Source organism: Acinetobacter sp. YH1901141 (assembly GCF_013416935.1).
GTDB classification, from domain to species: Bacteria; Pseudomonadota; Gammaproteobacteria; order Pseudomonadales; family Moraxellaceae; genus Acinetobacter; species Acinetobacter towneri.
The window spans coordinates 1-18,299 of record NZ_VPEY01000002.1; the positions used below are offsets into that span (position 1 = coordinate 1).

Below are 18,299 nucleotides of genomic sequence, written 5' to 3' on the forward strand. Positions count from 1 at the left end.
AATTTCAAATTGTGCAGCTACTGCTCGAATAGAATAACCTTCCTCAAGCTTAGCTAAAATTTTACGTCTAAAATGTTCTGAATAACTCATTGCACCATTGTATTGGTTTTATAATGATTTGACTATATTGTCACGATTCCTCAATCTCAGCAGAAACAAGCAGCGGCATTGGGCTTTCAGCCTTACTCACAAATACGTTGAATTAAAGCATAAGTGCTGTTTTTAGTTGTCACCCATAAAAAAACCTCAGTTCTTTGCACTGAGGTTTTTTTACAACCGAATCAGGTTGAGATGTCAGGATACTTGGCGTTTCAAATTTTAGAACTGTGGTTTTACCACGACTAAAATTACAATCGCTAATAGCAGCACAGTCGGCATTTCATTGAAGAATCGCCAGAACTTGTGTGATTTATAATGCGCATTGCCAATCAGTTTTTGGCGGTAATAGCCACAAACCAAATGGTAAATCACCAATAAACCGACCAATGCTACTTTCAGGTAAAACCATAACGCATCGTGGTAATTGCGGGTCGCATCGCCCCAATCTACCAAAAAGTGTGCCGTGATGAGGGTGGCAATCATAGACGGCCACATAATCCCTCGGTACAACTTGCGCTCCATGATTTCAAAACGCTGATGGCTCAGTGTATCTTCACTCATGGCATGGTAAACATATAAACGTGGTAAGTAGAACAATGCAGCGAACCAGCAAACCACGGCAATAATATGTAATGCTTTTACCCATAAAAAAGCATCAGAAGGTGCATCCATCGACTATCCTATAGGAGATTATTCATCCCACTTCTTGAAAATAAGGCAGGCATTTACACCGCCAAAACCAAAACTGTTACTCATCACAGTATTCAATTTTGTGTCGCGTTTTTCAAGTACGATATCAAATGCTTTCGCGCCTTCATCAAGTTCAGTGACGTTGATGTTTGGTGCAATGAAGTCGTTTTGCATCATCAAGACAGAATAAATTGCTTCTTGAACGCCTGCAGCACCCAAGCTGTGACCAGTCATTGACTTCGTTGAGCTAAGAGCAGGCACTTTACCTTCACCAAACGCACGTTCCATGGCTTTCAATTCAGTCACGTCGCCTGCTGGAGTAGAAGTACCATGTGTGTTCACATAGTCAATTGCGTCTACACCGTGTTGTTTCGCTTCGTCTAAAGCCATCAAGATACAACGTGTTGCACCTTCACCGCTTGGTGCAACCATGTCTGCACCGTCAGAGTTTGCAGCATACGCAACCACTTCAGCTAAAATATTTGCACCACGTGCTTGTGCGTGTTCAAGTGATTCAAGAACCACGAAACCACCACCACCTGCAATGACGAAACCATCACGGTCTGCAGAGTACGGACGAGATGCTGTTTCTGGTGTGTCGTTGTATTTAGAACACAAAGCACCCATCGCATCAAACAATAAGCTTTGTGACCAGTGATCTTCTTCACCGCCACCTGCAAGCATTAAATCTTGTTTACCCAATTGAATTAGGTTGTAGGCATAACCAATTGCATCGGCAGAAGTTGCGCATGCACTGGTAATTGAGTGCGCGATACCTTGTAATTTGAACGCAACACCCAAGTTTGCCGTAATCGTGTTCGACATGTTACGTGGTACGAAGAACGGGCCAATTTTACGTGCGCCTTTTTCTTCAAGTAGCTCAATCATTTCTGCAACAGATGCAGTTGAGTTACCGCCTGAACCACCCGCGATACCGTAACGTGGGTTGCCTGCTAAATCTTCTTGCTTTAAGCCCGCATGTTCAATCGCATCTACTGCAGCGTTGTAAGCGTACATCGCACACACGCCCATAAAGCGTTTTAATTTACGGTCAATGTGGTTAAAGTTTTGTTCTGCTGCTGCACTTACGTGGCTTTTGAAATTAAGTTCAGCATAAGTTGGGTTGGAACGTGTCCCAGAAATACCGTTTTGTAAAGAATGAGTCACAGCTTCTAAAGTATTACCAATGCACGAGTTAATGCCCATGCCGGTGATTACAACACGTTTCATCTACAGATCCCTTTTATGGTGATAATGTTGAGCCGAACACCGTGACTGCCAAGCAATCGCTGATACGGTATGACTCATGTCTTACAATTGCGTTCATAATAGCAGAAAGAATTTTGAATTCTTATGGCAAATATGATGCCACTTTGCAGGGAAGATCAAACCGCAGTGAAGCGGCAAATGAGATGCAGGAAGCCAACCAAAAGATACACAATCATATTGAGATAAACTTAGACTACACCTAGTATCTACCCATAAATCATAGAAATTAAAAATGAGGAGTAAGAATGTCAGATTCCAAGAATAAACAATCAAGCGGATTCTTCTCGAATGCGATTGGGGTGGCTAAAAAGCTCAGCAGTACAGGCATCCATGTATTGCAGCAAGTTGCACCGGGTACTGTAGCGAAGGATGAGCACAGTGCAAAATCAGGGCAAATTATTGAAGGTCAGGCACGTAGTTTTAGTGCTTTTCAAGCGCGTCAGTATGACAATCCTCAACACATGCTCAGACAGCATGTGCCACAAGTTTCACGTCAGCTTTTAGGACGTCACTATAATCGCGTCAATCAGGTAGCGAGTTTTGTGTCGCCCGATTTTTCCGACAAAATTTCAGATTATTTATTTGATCAGCTGAATAGTTTTACCTCCAATATTAGCTCTGTTGATGATGTGCTTGATCAAGCAGGTGTGCGCGATTTAGAAGAATTGACTCAAGATGTAGATCGTTCTAAACGAATTAGTCAGGCACTTGCAGAACAAAATAAATGGATTGCATCACTGCAAGGCGCATTGACAGGTGCAACAGGAGTAATCGGTTCAACTATTGATGTGCCTGCATCTATTGTGATGTCTTTGCGTACCATTTATCAGGTGGGACGTGCATACGGTTTTGAACTGAACAAAGACACCGAGCAAGAAATTGTTCAGTTTATTTTTAAACAAATTGATTTAGGCGTCATTGCAGAAAAGCAAGCAGTGTTGATGGGGCTAAAAACCTTATCTAATATGCTGCAAACTCATGATGTGCATCAATTACAAAATATGCTCGGTTCAAGCAATGATTATGAGGTATTAAAGAAATACTTCTTAAATGAGCAAGGTCAAGTCAAATGGCCGTGGTTGAATCATGTACCTAAGTTTTCCATGTTGAATAAACTCACGCCTGTAGCAACCGCATCGGTGAGTGCGGTATATAGCTGGAAATTAGTGGAAGATGTGCATCACAAGGCACAGCAAGTATTTTCCAATGCCCGTAGCTATTTAATTCAGCATAAAGACAGCAATTTATCTGCCATTCATGCGTATGAAAAATCGTTGGAATTGCTGGCACAGGCTGCGCCTAAACTCTTGGAGCAATTGAAGGGCAATGAAGCTAAACATGCGGAGCAAGATGAATTAGTAGCGGGGCAAGAGCGCGCGGAATCTGCGCCGTCAGATGCTTTAGTGCAAACCGTATCAGACCATGAAAGTATCCGAGCGGTAAAAGTGCAGAAAAAATCGGACAAAGTGGAAACAACTGCAGCACAGCTCGATGAAAATATTCAGCAAGGTCTAGAAGAATTGGCAGATCAAATGCTAGAGCCACATGCTGAAGTTGCATCGCAAAAACCTGCTGTACCTGCAGAAGAAATTGATGAATATATGCTGGAAGATGCTTTAGAGCCTGTGGAAGATTCAACCCAAGTGGCTGAAACTGTTTCGGAAAATCCAGTAACATCAAGTACAGAAACTGCAAAGCAGGTTACAAAAAAGCCGAGAACTCGTACAAGTACTCGCAAGCCAAAAGCTGAATAAAAACAAGTGATAAGTAGAAATTTGGTTGGTATTTTAACTGCCTATGAAATATTGACCATTTTTCTATCTTCGCTTACAATTGCATGCCCTCAAAAAGTAGTATGTTTTTGGGGCTTTTTATTAACGGGAGAATTGCCACATGGCAACAACAAATCAGTTGATCCGTAAGGGTCGTACGACTTTGGTTGAAAAATCAAAAGTTCCTGCGTTGAAGGCTTGTCCACAACGTCGTGGTGTTTGTACACGTGTTTACACAACTACACCTAAAAAACCTAACTCAGCAATGCGTAAAGTTTGCCGTGTTCGCTTAACTTCAGGTTTTGAAGTTTCTAGCTACATCGGTGGTGAAGGTCACAACCTACAAGAGCACAGTGTTGTTCTTATCCGTGGTGGTCGTGTTAAAGACTTACCAGGTGTACGTTACCATACCGTTCGTGGTTCTTTAGACTGTGCTGGCGTGAAAGATCGTAACCAGTCACGTTCTAAATACGGTGCTAAACGTCCTAAGAAATAATCTTTTAAAGATTAAACTCTTAGTTCGTAGAACTGCAATCCTTTATCGTCTCGCTTGTCTGATTTCTGCATTTAATTTTGTGAAATTCAAGCGACGTGTAGTAAGGCCAGCGAAATGCACACGACACTTTGTGCTACGGCTGGATCACCCTGAAGTGTCATATTTATAGGTAGTTTAAAATGCCAAGACGTCGCGTAGTCGCTGCTCGTGAAATCCTTCCGGATCCTAAATTCAGCAGCCAAACAATCGCTAAATTCATGAACCACGTAATGCAAGATGGTAAAAAATCTATTGCTGAAAGTATCGTTTACGGTGCTTTAGACCGCGTTCAAGAAAAATCTAAAGTAGACCCAGTTGAATTTTTTGAAGCTACGCTTGAAAAAGTTCGTCCAATGGTCGAAGTAAAAGCACGCCGTGTTGGTGGTGCTACTTATCAAGTTCCTATGGAAGTACGCCCATCCCGTCGTACTGCTTTAGCGATGCGTTGGTTGGTAGATGCTGCTGCTAAGCGTTCTGAAAAAACTATGGCGTTACGTCTTGCTGGCGAGTTGCTTGATGCATCTGAAGGTAAAGGCGCAGCGATCAAAAAACGTGAAGATGTGCACCGTATGGCTGAAGCCAACAAAGCCTTCTCTCACTACCGTTTCTAAGCGGATAAAACAGGCCCTAATCAGGAGGGTGATGAATCGGTTGTCACTGAATTGTCATCAAATCGCTTTAAGTTGCTAGGCAGCTTAAAGCGTCCTGTTTTAAACAACAAAATTTAGGAATGCTAGAAATCATGGCACGTCAAACCCCAATTTCTCGTTACCGTAACATTGGTATCTCTGCGCACATCGATGCGGGTAAAACAACAACTTCAGAACGTATTTTGTTCTATACAGGTGAAAGTCACAAACTTGGTGAAACTCACGAAGGTTCAGCAACAACTGACTGGATGGAACAAGAGCAAGAACGTGGTATTACTATTACCTCAGCAGCTGTAACATGCTTCTGGAAAGGTATGGGTAACCAATTTGACCAACACCGTATTAACGTAATTGACACCCCAGGACACGTTGACTTCACAATCGAAGTTGAGCGTTCTATGCGTGTTCTTGACGGTGCATGTATGGTTTACTGTGCTGTAGGTGGTGTACAACCTCAGTCTGAAACTGTATGGCGTCAAGCAAACAAATATAAAGTACCTCGTTTAGCGTTCGTGAACAAAATGGACCGTACAGGTGCAAACTTCTTCCGCGTTGTTGAACAAATGAAAACTCGCTTGGGTGCAAACCCAGTGCCTATCGTTGTTCCAGTGGGCGCAGAAGACACATTCACAGGTGTTGTTGACTTAATCGAAATGAAGTCAATCATCTGGGATGAAGCTTCACAAGGTATGAAGTTTGAATACGGTGAGATTCCAGCTGACCTTCAAGCAACTGCTGAAGAATGGCGTACTAACATGGTTGAAGCTGCTGCAGAAGCATCAGAAGAACTCATGGACAAGTACCTAGAAAATGGCGAACTTTCTAAAGAAGAAATCGTTGCTGGTTTACGTCAACGTACATTAGCGGGTGAAATTCAACCTGCAATGTGTGGTTCGGCGTTCAAAAACAAAGGTGTTCAACGTATGTTGGACGCAGTAATTGAATTCTTACCTGCACCAACTGACGTTGAAGCGATCAAAGGTATCTTAGACGACAAAGACGAAACTGAAGGTTCTCGTGAAGCATCTGACGAAGCTCCTTTCGCAGCGTTAGCGTTCAAAATCATGAACGACAAATTCGTTGGTAACTTAACGTTCGTACGTGTTTACTCTGGTGTTCTTAAAGCGGGTAGCCCGGTTTATAACCCAGTGAAAATGAAGCGTGAGCGTATTGGTCGTATCGTACAGATGCACGCAAATGACCGTCACGACATCGAAGAAATTCGTGCAGGTGACATCGCAGCGTGTGTAGGTCTTAAAGATACAACCACTGGTGATACATTATGTGACGAAAACCACGTAATTACACTAGAGCGTATGGAATTCCCAGAGCCAGTAATTGCATTGGCTGTTGAACCTAAAACTAAAGCTGACCAAGAAAAAATGTCAGTTGCTTTAGGTCGCTTGGCGAAAGAAGATCCATCATTCCGCGTTCGTACAGACGAAGAATCTGGTCAAACGATCATTGCGGGTATGGGCGAGCTTCACCTTGACATCATCGTTGACCGTATGAAGCGTGAATTCAACGTAGAAGCGAACATTGGTAAACCAATGGTTGCATACCGCGAAACGATCAAAAAGACGATTGAGCAAGAAGGTAAATTCGTACGTCAAACTGGTGGTAAAGGTAAATTCGGTCACGTATTCGTACGTTTAGAGCCGCTTGATCCTGAAGCTGGTAAAGACTACGAATTCGCTGAAGAAGTTGTAGGTGGTGTAGTACCTAAAGAGTTCTTCGGTGCAGTAGACAAAGGTATCCAAGAACGTATGAAGAATGGTGTCTTGGCTGGTTACCCAGTTGTAGGCATTAAAGCGACATTATTCGACGGTTCTTACCACGATGTCGACTCTGACGAATTATCGTTCAAAATGGCGGGTTCTTACGCATTCCGTGACGGTTTCATGAAAGCAGATCCTGTTCTTCTTGAGCCAATCATGAAAGTTGAAGTAGAAACTCCAGAAGACTACATGGGCGATATCATGGGTGACTTAAACCGTCGTCGTGGTATGGTTCAAGGTATGGACGACTTACCTGGTGGTACTAAAGCAATTCGTGCAGAAGTTCCACTTGCAGAGATGTTTGGTTACGCAACACACATGCGTTCTATGTCTCAAGGTCGTGCGACTTACTCTATGGAATTTGCTAAATATGCTGAAACTCCACGTAACGTGGCAGATGGCATCATTGCTAAATTCCAGTCTGGTGGTAAAAAAGGTGACGACGAGTAATCTTTCGATTACTATAAGCGCAAACTAATTCATAGTTAAAAAACCTAATGCTCATGGAGTGATCCTCCATGAGTTGTTTTAAAAAGGAAGATCTCATGGCTAAGGCTAAGTTCGAACGTAATAAGCCACACGTTAACGTGGGCACAATCGGTCACGTTGACCATGGTAAAACAACTTTAACAGCTGCGATTGCTACAGTATGTGCACGTAAGTTTGGTGGTGAAGCGAAAGATTACGCTGCTATCGACTCTGCACCAGAAGAAAAAGCACGTGGTATTACAATTAATACTTCTCACGTAGAATACGATTCTCCAACTCGTCACTACGCGCACGTAGACTGCCCAGGCCACGCCGACTATGTTAAAAACATGATCACTGGTGCTGCTCAGATGGACGGTGCGATCCTTGTTTGTTCAGCGACTGATGGTCCAATGCCACAAACTCGTGAACACATCCTTCTTTCTCGTCAGGTAGGTGTACCTTACATCATCGTATTCTTAAACAAATGCGATATCGTAGACGACGAAGAGTTAATCGAATTAGTTGAAATGGAAGTTCGTGAACTTCTTTCTACTTACGACTTCCCAGGCGACGACACTCCAGTAATCCGTGGTTCAGCACTTGCTGCACTTAACGGTGAATCAGGTCAATATGGTGAAGATGCTGTAGTTGCTCTTGTTGAAGCGCTTGATACTTACATCCCAGAGCCAGTACGTGCAATCGACCAAGCATTCTTAATGCCAATCGAAGACGTATTCTCTATTTCTGGTCGTGGTACAGTAGTAACTGGTCGTGTAGAAACTGGTATCGTGAAAGTAGGCGAAGAAGTTGAAATCGTTGGTATCAAAGACACAGTTAAAACAACTGTAACTGGCGTAGAAATGTTCCGTAAACTTCTTGACGAAGGTCGTGCGGGCGAGAACTGTGGTGTTCTTTTACGTGGTACTAAGCGTGAAGACGTACAACGTGGTCAAGTACTTGCTAAACCAGGTACAATCAAGCCACACACTAAATTCGATGCGGAAGTATACGTACTTTCTAAAGAAGAAGGTGGTCGTCACACTCCATTCCTTAACGGTTACCGTCCACAATTCTATTTCCGTACAACTGACGTAACTGGTGCAATCCAGTTGAAAGAAGGCGTTGAAATGGTAATGCCAGGTGACAACGTTGAAATGTCAGTAGAATTAATCCACCCAATCGCAATGGACCCAGGTCTACGTTTTGCGATCCGTGAAGGTGGTCGTACTGTAGGTGCTGGTGTTGTTGCTAAAGTAACAGCATAATCACTTTATAGTGTGAAAAAGCGCTCCATTTGGGGCGCTTTTTTTATGGCTGTATTTTGTGTGCTAGTTTCCAGATGGATGAAAGCTTGTCCTACTGTATTGATGGATGAAATAGCTGTTCTTTAAACCTTGAATCAATCTAAAACCATTTTATGAACATTCTTTTGCTGCGGTTTAGTTGCCTTTTTTCTCTTACATCATAAAAATAATTTTGCTGTCTAATTATTCTTGCTCTTACGTCATAAAAAATTATCGTCTATTTTTTTACTCTTGCGTCGTAAAAATAATTTCATTGTCTATTTTTTACTCTTGCGTCACAAAAAATAATTTCACTTATCATTATTTTTTATTCCTCATGTCCTGAACTGACAACTCACTGTCCTTAACTGCACTTAAATACCGCACAGAAAACCGTAATATGAACTCATACCGAAAAATAAAAAATATAGCGGGTTACAGGAAATGAATGACTTCATTGTTGTAACCTCAGGAGTGAGCAACATGAATGCTAAAGTGAGTATTAGTGAACGTGCAGGGGCGAGTTTTCCTGTCCGTCGAATGAATTTCAACTTTGATGCTGTACCTGAATATTGGATGAATGGTAATGCAGGTCTAACGCATTTTATGACTGCATTATCTGCGTTATTTCCCGCAGGTGAGAAGTTCTTTATAGACAGTGTGCGTGCTGTGCGTTATCACCCAATGCTGAAAGACAATGCAGATTTACAGAAAGAAATCAGTGCATTTATTGGACAAGAAGCCATGCACACGCATGAGCATGTCGGTTTTAATGCCTCTGCACAGAAATTTGGGCATGATGTTGATACTTTGGATTGTTATACAGATACTGTGATTCAAACTACACGCAAATTTATGGCAAAGTTGGCTAAACCGATTGGCATTACACAGAAAATGGTAGATTTAACTGCGACCACTGCGCTAGAACATTTCACAGCTACGATTGCCTCACAATTATTGACCAATTCACATATTCAAGAATTGATGACCGATGACACCATGAAAACTATGTGGTTGTGGCATGCGATTGAAGAAAACGAACATAAAGCTGTTGCGTATGATGTATTTGAAGGTGTGTTTGGCAAAGGTCTGAAAGCCTATGCACTACGTACAAGTTCTTTGGTTATTTCGATGCTGACTTTATTTTTTGTACAAAACTATTTTTTGTTGCGTTTACTAAAACAAGACGAGCAGTTGAATTTGGAAAATTTACGCATGATTTATCGTTATGCCTATAGTCCATCTAAAGGGATTATTACAGGCATGGGCAAAGAAATGTTGTTCTATTTCAAACCGAATTTTCATCCTAACGATTTTGATACCACAACATTATTAAATACTTGGAAAGCTAAATTAGGCTTTTAAACTTTTCCCTTTGGTCAGGCAACGTAAGTTGCCTTTTTTTTTGCTCGATTTTTTTGTAGTGAAATCTATAATGCCTACATCTTAGAACAGCACAAGATCATTTCTTATGATTCGTTTAATGCAAGCCCATGATGTCGCTGATGTAGTTGCGATTGAAAATTTGGTACAAAGTCATCCGTGGGGTGCCAAACAATTTTCCGAAGCGGTGGACAGTTATCACAGTACCGTGATTGAACACGCAGGGAAAGTGGTGGGTTTTTGTATTTTACAACCTGTGTTGGATGAAGCGAATTTGTTGTTGATGGCGGTACATCCAAGTCAGCAAGGCAAAGGTTTAGGTTATCAACTGCTAGAACATTCTATTGCAGGATTGAAAAACCAACCTGTGCAGATTTTTTTAGAAGTACGTGAAAGTAATTTAGCTGCGATAGCCCTGTATGAAAAGTCAGGTTTTCATCAAATTGATTTACGTAAAAATTATTATCCTAAAACGGATGGCACACGTGAGCATGCCATTATTATGGTGAAATCTTGTAGCGATGATTTTGCCAGTTTGTTTAAGTAAATCTGATCGATGCAAAAATAGTATTGCATCATTACATTTTTATTTGATGATGGAGTTATTCCAGCCTAAGGGCAGCGTGGTCATTAAGGAGTTTCCCAATTGCTGCACCTCATCGGTATTTAGGCTGCGGTTAATGCGTCGCCATTGACCATCAAGCAGTAGCTCAAGGGGCACATATTGCGATTTATAGTTCATTTTATTGGAATGTGGTACCCAATAACCTAAGTAAACATATTGCAGTCCCAAATGCTGTGCCTGTTCAATTTGTTTTAATACCGCAAATGTTCCGAGTGAGCGACGACTTTCGTCTGGGTCAAAAAAGGTATAGACCGCAGAAATACCATCATCTAAATAATCACAGGTCGATACTGCAATTAAGCGATCATCTTGCCAAACCTCTAAAAAGAAGCTGCTGGTACAACTGTGGATTAGGAATTTTTCAAATTGGTCACGGCTGGCAGGGAACATATCGCCATCGGCATGTCGTTCATTGATATAGCGTTCATACAGCGCATAATGCAAATCACCTGCATCTTGTGGCTTGGTGATTTTGATCTGTAAATCGTGATTGCGTTTCCAAGCTTTCTTTTGCGTGCTGTTCATTTTAAATTCAGCGACAGGAATACGTGAAGAAAGGCATTGGCGGCACAAATGGCATTCAGGACGATAGACAAAATCGCCACTGCGACGAAAACCGACCCGAGAGAGTTCAGACAAAGTCAGCACATCAATTTTATGTGCAGGATCTAAAAAAACCATCCGCGCAGATTTTTCAGGTAAATAGCTGCAATCATGCGGCGGAGTAATGTAATACTGCAAATCATTTAGCAGGGATTTTGGGTGATATGAATTCATTTTCAAGATCCCTCTCTGTTATTGTCATTCAAATAGGCGCGCATACTGCGCTATTGTTTTACTTGAAAATACACTGTCCTGATATTTTTTCCAATTGATTGCAGGCTGTTTTACAACATCTTGTAACGATTTAAGATAGTCTTGGCGAGAAAGTGTACATGCGCCCAGACTAATTAAATGATCATTGACCAATTGACAGTCAATCCAAGGCAATTGTTGTTCTTGTCCGAGCAGCATCAAACTATAAAATGCCATTTTAGATACATCAGTGCGATGGCTAAACATGGACTCACCAAAACAGCCCTTGCCAATGCTGACCCCATATAAACCACCGACCAAAAGATCTTGCTCCCAAACTTCGACACTGTAGCCATAACCTGCTGCAAAAAGCTGACTGTAACCTTGAATGATCTCTTCAGAAATCCAAGTTTCATTGGCATAGCTACGGGGCAAGGCACAATTGCGAATTACCTGTTCAAAGGCATGATTGACAGTAATGCGATAATCCATTTTTTTCATGTTGCGGATTAAAGACTTACTCGGCTGATAATGTTGCGGAATAATCACGCAACGTGGCTCAGGACTCCACCAACAAATAGGATCACCTTCTGAAAACCATGGAAATAAGCCATGTGTATAGGCTTCATATAAGGTTGAAGGGGAAAGGTCTGCACCTACACAAATCAAGCCTTCACCCTCAGGATCAACTTCAATGGGATCGGGGAAAATGAATTGTGAAGCCGGGAGCGTGTGCATATCAATTGCCGTATGAAGTTTTACGATGAACTTGATTTCATCATACCTAAAAATGCCGTGATAAAAAAACCGCTCAAGGAGAGCGGTCTTTAAACTTGGTCACTAAATTATTCACCAAGTGCATCTAAATATTTTTCTGCATCCAAAGCTGCCATACAACCTGAACCTGCAGAAGTAATCGCTTGGCGATAAATTGAATCGGCCACATCACCTGCAGCAAATACGCCAGCCACAGAAGTTTGAGTCGCATTGCCTGAAGTGCCGCTTTGTACTTGGATATAACCATCACGCAAGTTCAATTGACCTTCGAACATGCCTGTATTCGGTTTGTGACCAATCGCAATGAATAAGCCAGACACATCAACAATTTGAGTAGAACCATCGGTAGTTGATTTTAAACGTACTGAAGTTACGCCTGTGTTGTCGCCCAAGACTTCGTCAACTTGGTTGTTCCAAAGAATGCTGATTTTGCCTTCTTTCTCTTTGGCAAATAAATGATCTTGCAAGATTTTTTCAGAGCGAAGTGAATCACGACGATGCACCAATGTCACGTGTGATGCAATGTTAGACAGGTATAATGCTTCTTCAACAGCCGTGTTACCACCGCCAACGACCATCACTTTTTGGTTTTTATAGAAGAAACCATCACAGGTGGCACAGGCACTTACGCCTTGACCCATAAATGCTGCTTCAGATTCTAAACCTAAATATTGTGCAGTCGCACCTGTGCAAATGATTAAAGCATCACAGGTAAATTCTTCCATATCACCTTTCAGTACAAATGGGCGCACATTCAGGTTTACTTCATTGATATGGTCATACACGATTTCTGTGCCAAAGCGTTCCGCATGAGCTTGCATACGTTCCATTAACGCTGGGCCTGTTAAACCTTCAGGATCACCTGGCCAGTTATCAACTTCCGTAGTTGTGGTGAGCTGACCACCCAATTGTAAGCCTGCAATTAAAGTCGGTTTTAAGTTGGCACGTGCAGCATATACTGCGGCACTATAACCTGCAGGGCCTGAACCTAAAATAATTAAACGTGAGTGACGAGCGCTCATGCACAGCATCCTTTTTTTATTTAGAAATTTATGGAATTATACGTGAAACAGGATGAATTTGCTGTGTGATTAAAGTTGATATTACTGATCATGTAAATCGATTTGAGCTATATAGAAAAAGTTAACAACACACTTCAATAATCTTGCATCTTTTTCTAGGCAACACATGCATAATAGAAGGTCTGTTATAATTTATAGCTTGCTGTGTGGTGAAGCTTGCATCGTGAAATGCAACTTAAATGACACAGCTAAATGAAATACAGACGCTCCGAATCAGGTGGCTTTTTAAGACCATCGAACAAACAAAAAACATTGATGAAGAATTGGCGACAGGACAATATATGACTGCGGTGTCGGGTGCTTATGCACATCGCTTAATAGCGACATTATTTTTGGTCTCTTTTGGAATATATCTGTTCCTTGCAACGGTGACCTATACTCCATTTGACCCAGGTTGGATGCACATTTCCAGTGACACCCAACAGGTTTCAAATGCGAGTGGAATCGCAGGTGCGTGGATTGCCGATTTACTGTTTGGCTTTTTAGGTTGGGCGAGTCTGCTTCTTCCTGCTTATTTTTTTATTGAAGCCTTACAAGTCTGGTGGCCACGTAGTTTTTTAAACCGACCATTTCGTTATGCTGCACAATTCTTCATTTTATTGGCAACAGCAAGTTTGCTGTATTTATTTTGGCAAGTACCTGCCGATACGTTAGACAATGCCTCAGGCGGCATCATTGGTTTTGAACTTGGGAAAAGTTTATCGCAAATTTTAACCATTTATGGAGCAACACTTTTTTTAGTCGTCTTTTGGATTTTCTTATTTACCCTCGCATTTGGGGTGAAGTGGAACAGAACGTGGGCAACTTTAAAAGCTACACCTGCTTATCTGCAAGATTTGTTCTATCGCAATGTACCTGAAGCAGAATCTGACTTTGACCGTTCTACACCACAGGTGAAAAAGACCGTTGTCGCTGCTGCACCTGTGGTTGCTGTTGAAGTGGCATCAACTGATTTAGAAGCAGCAAGTGAACCCGTGGTTGCACAGGCGAAAGAAGCTGAAACAACTGCGCCACATCCTGCGGCAGAGCGTATGTTTAATCACATGCAGCAACGTGAAGAAGAAGAGCAACAGGCGCAGCAACAGCTATTGGTGCAAGATGAAATTGATGATGTTGAGTTAGAAAAAACCATCGAAAAGGCGCATCGCTTAGAACAAGACAGCCAGCGTATTGTTGCGACAGGCGAAGTGTGGCGTGCTTTACAAGAAAATACCGACAGTCAGCATAACCAAGACATTCATGCATTATTACGTGCTTCTGAAGAACCAGAGCCACATCTACAATCGAATCCTTTTGATGAAGTGCGTCCTGCATCTACGGCATCTCAAGCCACTGCAAAATCTTCGTTAGATTGGGATGATGATCAAATTTTTGATGAATTGCTCGCAGCAGTTCCGCAAGGCAAAGCTGCAAGTGATTTACACAGCCCATTCCAAAACAGCGGGGCAATGGATACTTTAGATGAGTCTGTGACCCAGCAAGAAACAGTGCATCCGCACTCGAATCCTACGGCTCACAATTTTAACGATGATCTCAGCAGATTTGAGTCAGATTTTAACCCGCCATCGTCAAGTGCTTCGAATACGCAAAATCATGCTGTACGCCAAGAGCGCCATTTGCAGCATGATTTAGACAGTTTAGATGACTTGTTGGTGGATGATCTTTTGGGTGATGAGTTACAGCAAGATGCATTTCAAGATCAAGCGCCTGTAGCGCGTAGTACCAGTAGCTATGCACAAAGTTCTGCTTTTGTTCAGGCACCTATTCAGACGGCAGCCACTGCCGCAGTGATGGCAAACGCAGCGACTGCTACACAGGCTGAACAAGCAGAAAAAGTGGCGTTATCCAAAGAAGCATTTATCGAAGCTTGGCAGGAAACCGCAGGCAAACCACTAGACGAAGATGACTTTGATTTTGATGCGCCGCTGACCGATGCACATGGTCGTCCGATGTCACGCGCCATGCAGGTTGCAGAAAAACGTCGTGATTTATCGCCATTACCGGGTTTGGATTTGCTTGATAAAGTCGATCCAAACAAAAAAGTGAACTTCACCGCAGAACAATTATCGCGCTTGTCGGAATTGCTGGAAATTAAATTACAGGAATTTAATGTCAAAGCCAAAGTGGTTGAAGCACAGCCTGGTCCTGTCGTGACCCGTTTTGAGCTGGATTTGGCACCTGGGGTCAAAGCTTCAAAAGTAACCAATATTTCTCGTGACTTGGCGCGTTCAATGTCGATGGCATCGGTACGTGTGGTCGAAGTGATTCCGGGCAAACCGTATATTGGCATTGAAGTACCGAATAGTTCACGTGAAATGGTACGTTTGATTGAGTTATTACAAACGCCTGCTTTTGAAGATCCAAACGGCATTTTATCTATGGCGATGGGGAAAGACATTTCAGGCAATCCTGTGATTACTGAATTGGGCAAAGCACCACACATGCTCGTAGCAGGGACAACGGGTTCAGGTAAATCAGTGGCAGTGAACTCGATGATTTTGTCGATGTTGCTGAAATACAAGCCTGATCAATTACGCTTAATTTTGATTGACCCGAAACAATTGGAACTCGCCAACTATAACGATATTCCACACTTATTGACGCCTGTAGTGACTGATATGAAAGATGCCGTCAGCGCTTTAAATTGGTGTGTCAATGAAATGGAACGTCGTTATAAGCTAATGTCTTTCCTGAAAATTCGTAAATTAAGCGACTATAACCGTAAGGTTGAAGAATCTATTGCCAATGGTGAAGATTTAATTGATCCAACTTGGAAGCCGGGAGATTCAGCAACGCAAGAACGTGCACCGCGTTTAACACCATTGCCATCTATTGTGATTGTGGCAGATGAGTTTGCCGACATGATCATGCAAGTGGGCAAGAAAGCGGAAGAAATGATTACCCGTTTGGCACAAAAATCACGTGCAGCAGGGATTCACTTACTCTTAGCAACTCAGCGTCCATCGGTGGATGTGATCACAGGTCTAATTAAAGCCAACATTCCAACCCGTGTAGCTTTGCGTGTGAACTCGAAAATTGACTCACGTACTATCTTGGATGCGGGCGGTGCAGAAGACCTGCTTGGTCATGGTGATATGCTATTTTTAGGGCCGGGTAAAATTGAGCCAGAACGTGTGCATGGCGCATTTATTTCGGATGATGAAGTCAACCGTATTTGTGATGCGTGGCGTGAGCGTGGCGATCCTGACTATGTCGATGAAATCTTGACGCCATTTGATGAAGAACCATCTTCACGTGGTTTTGAAGATGGTGAAGGCAGTCCAGACCGTGATGTGTTGTATGATCAGTGTGTAGCATTTGTTTTGGAAACACGTAAAGTGTCGACCTCATCTTTACAGCGCAAATTTAGCTTGGGCTATAACCGTGCGGCACGTATTGTCGATCAGATGCAAGAGCAAGGCATTGTGAGCGAGCAAGGAGCAAATGGGAAACGTGAAATTTTAGTGTAAAGCTTTCACTTTCTGTTTGATTTTGAATCAAGTAGTGCTATAAAAAAATCCCGCAATTCAATTGCGGGATTTTTTCTTTTTACACTCAATCTTTTTGGCTGAATTTAGCCAGAGATTGTGTTTAAACAGTTTAAGCAAACTTGGCTAAAACTGCTAAAAAACCATCTTTTTGACGTGGAAATTCAGCAATCACATCGTGAATACGCTGACCTTCAGGATTAGTGGCATTGACATCGCGACCATCGGCAACAAATTGTGTCAATAGACGTTCATAGTCGCTTGGACGCATGTGTTTAAATGCGTGATAGAGTACGTGAAAATCTGCATTCACACCTGCAGGTGGAAGTTGATTCAAATAGGCAAATACACGTTCATCCGACCATGCTTCGTTAAAGGTCGCAGGTTGAGATAATGCCATGGCAATCTCCTTTATATTCTTTTGAAAAAAATAGGGCAAAATAACTAGTGTTATTTTGCCCTGATTCAATTTGCTTGACTAATCAGTATTCAGATTATCGCTCTTCAGGCAAATTGATATTCATTTCCAACATTTCAATATTGGCTTCTGAACGCACAGACATTTGAATATGTTGTTCATCGACACCACGCACGTAGCGATTTACCACTTGCATGATTTCTTTTTTCATCTGATCAATTTTTTCTTGGCTTAAGCGTTTACCAAGACCTTGTTCAGAAGCAACAATCACTTTTAAGCGATCTTTTGCTGTTTGTGCGCTAGATGGCTTATCTTCACCGCTAAATAATTTGCTCCAAAATCCTGCCATGTCTACGCTCCAAATAATCGTGCTAACCAGCCCTTAGGTTTCGCTTCAATATGGCGAAACGGACGTTCTTCACCTAAGAATCGTGCAACCAAGTCATCATAAGCCTGACCTGCAGCAGCATCGCTATACAGAATGACAGGTTTACCTTCGTTTGATGCTTGAAGTACGCTCTTACATTCAGGAATTACGCCTAAAGTAGGTACACGTAAAATATCTTTAGAAATGTCATCAATCGTCAGCATTTCTTGTTTATCGGCACGTTCTGGGTTGTAACGTGTAATACACAGGTGCTTACGGATACGACCTTCGTTTTGTTCTACTTTTTTAGTTTTGCTGTCTAGCATACCAATAATACGGTCAGAGTCACGTACTGAAGAAATTTCAGGGTTAGTCACAATAATCGCTTCATCGGCATGATACATCGCTAAAATAGCGCCGCGCTCAATCCCAGCAGGTGAGTCACAAATAATGTAATCAAACTCTTGTGCAAGCTCATCCATAATACGTGCCACGCCTTCATCGGTCAGGGCATCTTTATCACGGGTTTGAGAGGCTGGAAGAATATAAAGGTTTTCAATATCTTTATCGCGAATTAATGCTTGTTGTAAACGCGCTTCATTATTTAAAACATTCACAAAATCATAAACAACGCGACGTTCACAACCCATAATTAAGTCAAGGTTACGTAAACCCACGTCAAAATCGATAACAACAGTTTTGTGACCACGTAGGGCTAAACCTGTTGCAAAAGATGCACTTGTAGTGGTTTTACCTACGCCACCTTTGCCTGATGTTACGACAACAATTTTCGCCACCGAATCCACTCCTGTTATGG

At 42.2% G+C, this 18,299-nt stretch carries 16 protein-coding genes and 1 pseudogene; 8 read left to right on the top strand and 9 right to left on the bottom strand.

All coding sequences use genetic code 11. The annotated features are described in order from the left end of the window. The 3 genes and pseudogenes from FTV52_RS14610 to FTV52_RS01535 form a co-directional block, all read right to left on the bottom strand. Positions 1–90, bottom strand: a pseudogene (locus tag FTV52_RS14610) (transposase); the annotation flags it as partial. Positions 91–318: 228 nt separating this feature from the next. Beyond that, on the bottom strand, positions 319–771 hold the full coding sequence (gene hemJ, locus FTV52_RS01530) for a protoporphyrinogen oxidase HemJ (RefSeq protein ID WP_004975266.1): 453 nt from the start codon (positions 769–771) through the stop codon (positions 319–321). An 18-nt stretch (positions 772–789) separates the two neighbouring features. Beyond that, positions 790–2,019, bottom strand: coding sequence for a beta-ketoacyl synthase N-terminal-like domain-containing protein (locus tag FTV52_RS01535; protein ID WP_004975268.1), 1,230 nt, complete (start codon positions 2,017–2,019; stop codon positions 790–792). 284 nt (positions 2,020–2,303) lie between these two features. Here FTV52_RS01535 and FTV52_RS01540 point away from each other — a divergent pair, with 284 nt between their 5' ends. The 7 genes from FTV52_RS01540 (at position 2,304) to rimI (ending at position 10,477) form a co-directional block, all read left to right on the top strand. Further along, positions 2,304–3,812 carry an EcsC family protein gene (locus FTV52_RS01540; RefSeq protein WP_179989606.1) on the top strand — a complete coding sequence of 503 codons (1,509 nt, stop codon included), beginning with the start codon at positions 2,304–2,306 and terminating at the stop codon, positions 3,810–3,812. A gap of 139 nt (positions 3,813–3,951) precedes the next feature. Further along, positions 3,952–4,326 carry a 30S ribosomal protein S12 gene (rpsL, locus tag FTV52_RS01545; protein WP_000246374.1) on the top strand — a complete coding sequence of 125 codons (375 nt, stop codon included), beginning with the start codon at positions 3,952–3,954 and terminating at the stop codon, positions 4,324–4,326. Positions 4,327–4,505: 179 nt separating this feature from the next. Further along, on the top strand, positions 4,506–4,976 hold the full coding sequence (rpsG, locus tag FTV52_RS01550) for a 30S ribosomal protein S7 (protein ID WP_004975277.1): 471 nt from the start codon (positions 4,506–4,508) through the stop codon (positions 4,974–4,976). A 131-nt stretch (positions 4,977–5,107) separates the two neighbouring features. Then, on the top strand, positions 5,108–7,243 hold the full coding sequence (gene fusA, locus FTV52_RS01555) for an elongation factor G (RefSeq protein WP_004975278.1): 2,136 nt from the start codon (positions 5,108–5,110) through the stop codon (positions 7,241–7,243). Positions 7,244–7,338: 95 nt separating this feature from the next. After that, a complete protein-coding gene (tuf, locus tag FTV52_RS01560) occupies positions 7,339–8,529 on the top strand; it encodes an elongation factor Tu (protein WP_004975768.1) in 1,191 nt (396 codons plus the stop codon). 501 nt (positions 8,530–9,030) lie between these two features. Continuing rightward, positions 9,031–9,912, top strand: a complete 882-nt coding sequence (locus FTV52_RS01565; protein WP_096902701.1) for a metal-dependent hydrolase — start codon at positions 9,031–9,033, stop codon at positions 9,910–9,912. Between the two features lie 106 nt (positions 9,913–10,018). Continuing rightward, entirely contained in the window at positions 10,019–10,477 is a 459-nt protein-coding gene (gene rimI, locus FTV52_RS01570; RefSeq protein WP_178866998.1) for a ribosomal protein S18-alanine N-acetyltransferase, read from the top strand. 39 nt (positions 10,478–10,516) lie between these two features. Here the strand turns inward: rimI and FTV52_RS01575 are convergent, their stop codons facing one another. From FTV52_RS01575 to trxB, 3 genes are all read right to left on the bottom strand, one after another. Beyond that, a complete protein-coding gene (locus tag FTV52_RS01575; RefSeq protein WP_131261724.1) occupies positions 10,517–11,332 on the bottom strand; it encodes an arginyltransferase in 816 nt (271 codons plus the stop codon). Between the two features lie 24 nt (positions 11,333–11,356). Further along, positions 11,357–12,088, bottom strand: a complete 732-nt coding sequence (aat, locus tag FTV52_RS01580) for a leucyl/phenylalanyl-tRNA--protein transferase (protein ID WP_096902699.1) — start codon at positions 12,086–12,088, stop codon at positions 11,357–11,359. Positions 12,089–12,195: 107 nt separating this feature from the next. Further along, positions 12,196–13,149: a thioredoxin-disulfide reductase gene (trxB, locus tag FTV52_RS01585; RefSeq protein WP_004975288.1), complete on the bottom strand. Its 954-nt coding sequence runs from the start codon at positions 13,147–13,149 to the stop codon at positions 12,196–12,198. 341 nt (positions 13,150–13,490) lie between these two features. On the opposite strand from trxB, the gene FTV52_RS01590 reads away from it, so the two are divergent. Then, on the top strand, positions 13,491–16,679 hold the full coding sequence (locus tag FTV52_RS01590; protein ID WP_104853253.1) for a DNA translocase FtsK: 3,189 nt from the start codon (positions 13,491–13,493) through the stop codon (positions 16,677–16,679). A 130-nt stretch (positions 16,680–16,809) separates the two neighbouring features. Here FTV52_RS01590 and FTV52_RS01595 read toward each other — a convergent pair whose 3' ends face one another. From FTV52_RS01595 to minD, 3 genes are all read right to left on the bottom strand, one after another. Then, positions 16,810–17,097, bottom strand: a complete 288-nt coding sequence (locus FTV52_RS01595) for a PA4642 family protein (RefSeq protein WP_004975291.1) — start codon at positions 17,095–17,097, stop codon at positions 16,810–16,812. Between the two features lie 94 nt (positions 17,098–17,191). Further along, a complete protein-coding gene (gene minE / locus FTV52_RS01600; protein ID WP_004975292.1) occupies positions 17,192–17,464 on the bottom strand; it encodes a cell division topological specificity factor MinE in 273 nt (90 codons plus the stop codon). 2 nt (positions 17,465–17,466) lie between these two features. Beyond that, entirely contained in the window at positions 17,467–18,279 is an 813-nt protein-coding gene (gene minD / locus FTV52_RS01605) for a septum site-determining protein MinD (protein ID WP_004975294.1), read from the bottom strand. Positions 18,280–18,299 lie beyond the last annotated feature (20 nt).

Excerpts from the sequence above, each read along its gene's own strand:
- hemJ (WP_004975266.1), bottom strand. The coding sequence starts at position 771 with ATGGATGCACCTTCTGATGCTTTTTTATGGGTAAAAGCATTACATATT.
- FTV52_RS01535 (WP_004975268.1), bottom strand. The coding sequence starts at position 2,019 with ATGAAACGTGTTGTAATCACCGGCATGGGCATTAACTCGTGCATTGGT.
- FTV52_RS01540 (WP_179989606.1), top strand. The coding sequence starts at position 2,304 with ATGTCAGATTCCAAGAATAAACAATCAAGCGGATTCTTCTCGAATGCG.
- rpsL (WP_000246374.1), top strand. The coding sequence starts at position 3,952 with ATGGCAACAACAAATCAGTTGATCCGTAAGGGTCGTACGACTTTGGTT.
- rpsG (WP_004975277.1), top strand. The coding sequence starts at position 4,506 with ATGCCAAGACGTCGCGTAGTCGCTGCTCGTGAAATCCTTCCGGATCCT.
- fusA (WP_004975278.1), top strand. The coding sequence starts at position 5,108 with ATGGCACGTCAAACCCCAATTTCTCGTTACCGTAACATTGGTATCTCT.
- tuf (WP_004975768.1), top strand. The coding sequence starts at position 7,339 with ATGGCTAAGGCTAAGTTCGAACGTAATAAGCCACACGTTAACGTGGGC.
- FTV52_RS01565 (WP_096902701.1), top strand. The coding sequence starts at position 9,031 with ATGAATGCTAAAGTGAGTATTAGTGAACGTGCAGGGGCGAGTTTTCCT.
- rimI (WP_178866998.1), top strand. The coding sequence starts at position 10,019 with ATGATTCGTTTAATGCAAGCCCATGATGTCGCTGATGTAGTTGCGATT.
- FTV52_RS01575 (WP_131261724.1), bottom strand. The coding sequence starts at position 11,332 with ATGAATTCATATCACCCAAAATCCCTGCTAAATGATTTGCAGTATTAC.
- aat (WP_096902699.1), bottom strand. The coding sequence starts at position 12,088 with ATGCACACGCTCCCGGCTTCACAATTCATTTTCCCCGATCCCATTGAA.
- trxB (WP_004975288.1), bottom strand. The coding sequence starts at position 13,149 with ATGAGCGCTCGTCACTCACGTTTAATTATTTTAGGTTCAGGCCCTGCA.
- FTV52_RS01590 (WP_104853253.1), top strand. The coding sequence starts at position 13,491 with ATGACTGCGGTGTCGGGTGCTTATGCACATCGCTTAATAGCGACATTA.
- FTV52_RS01595 (WP_004975291.1), bottom strand. The coding sequence starts at position 17,097 with ATGGCATTATCTCAACCTGCGACCTTTAACGAAGCATGGTCGGATGAA.
- minE (WP_004975292.1), bottom strand. The coding sequence starts at position 17,464 with ATGGCAGGATTTTGGAGCAAATTATTTAGCGGTGAAGATAAGCCATCT.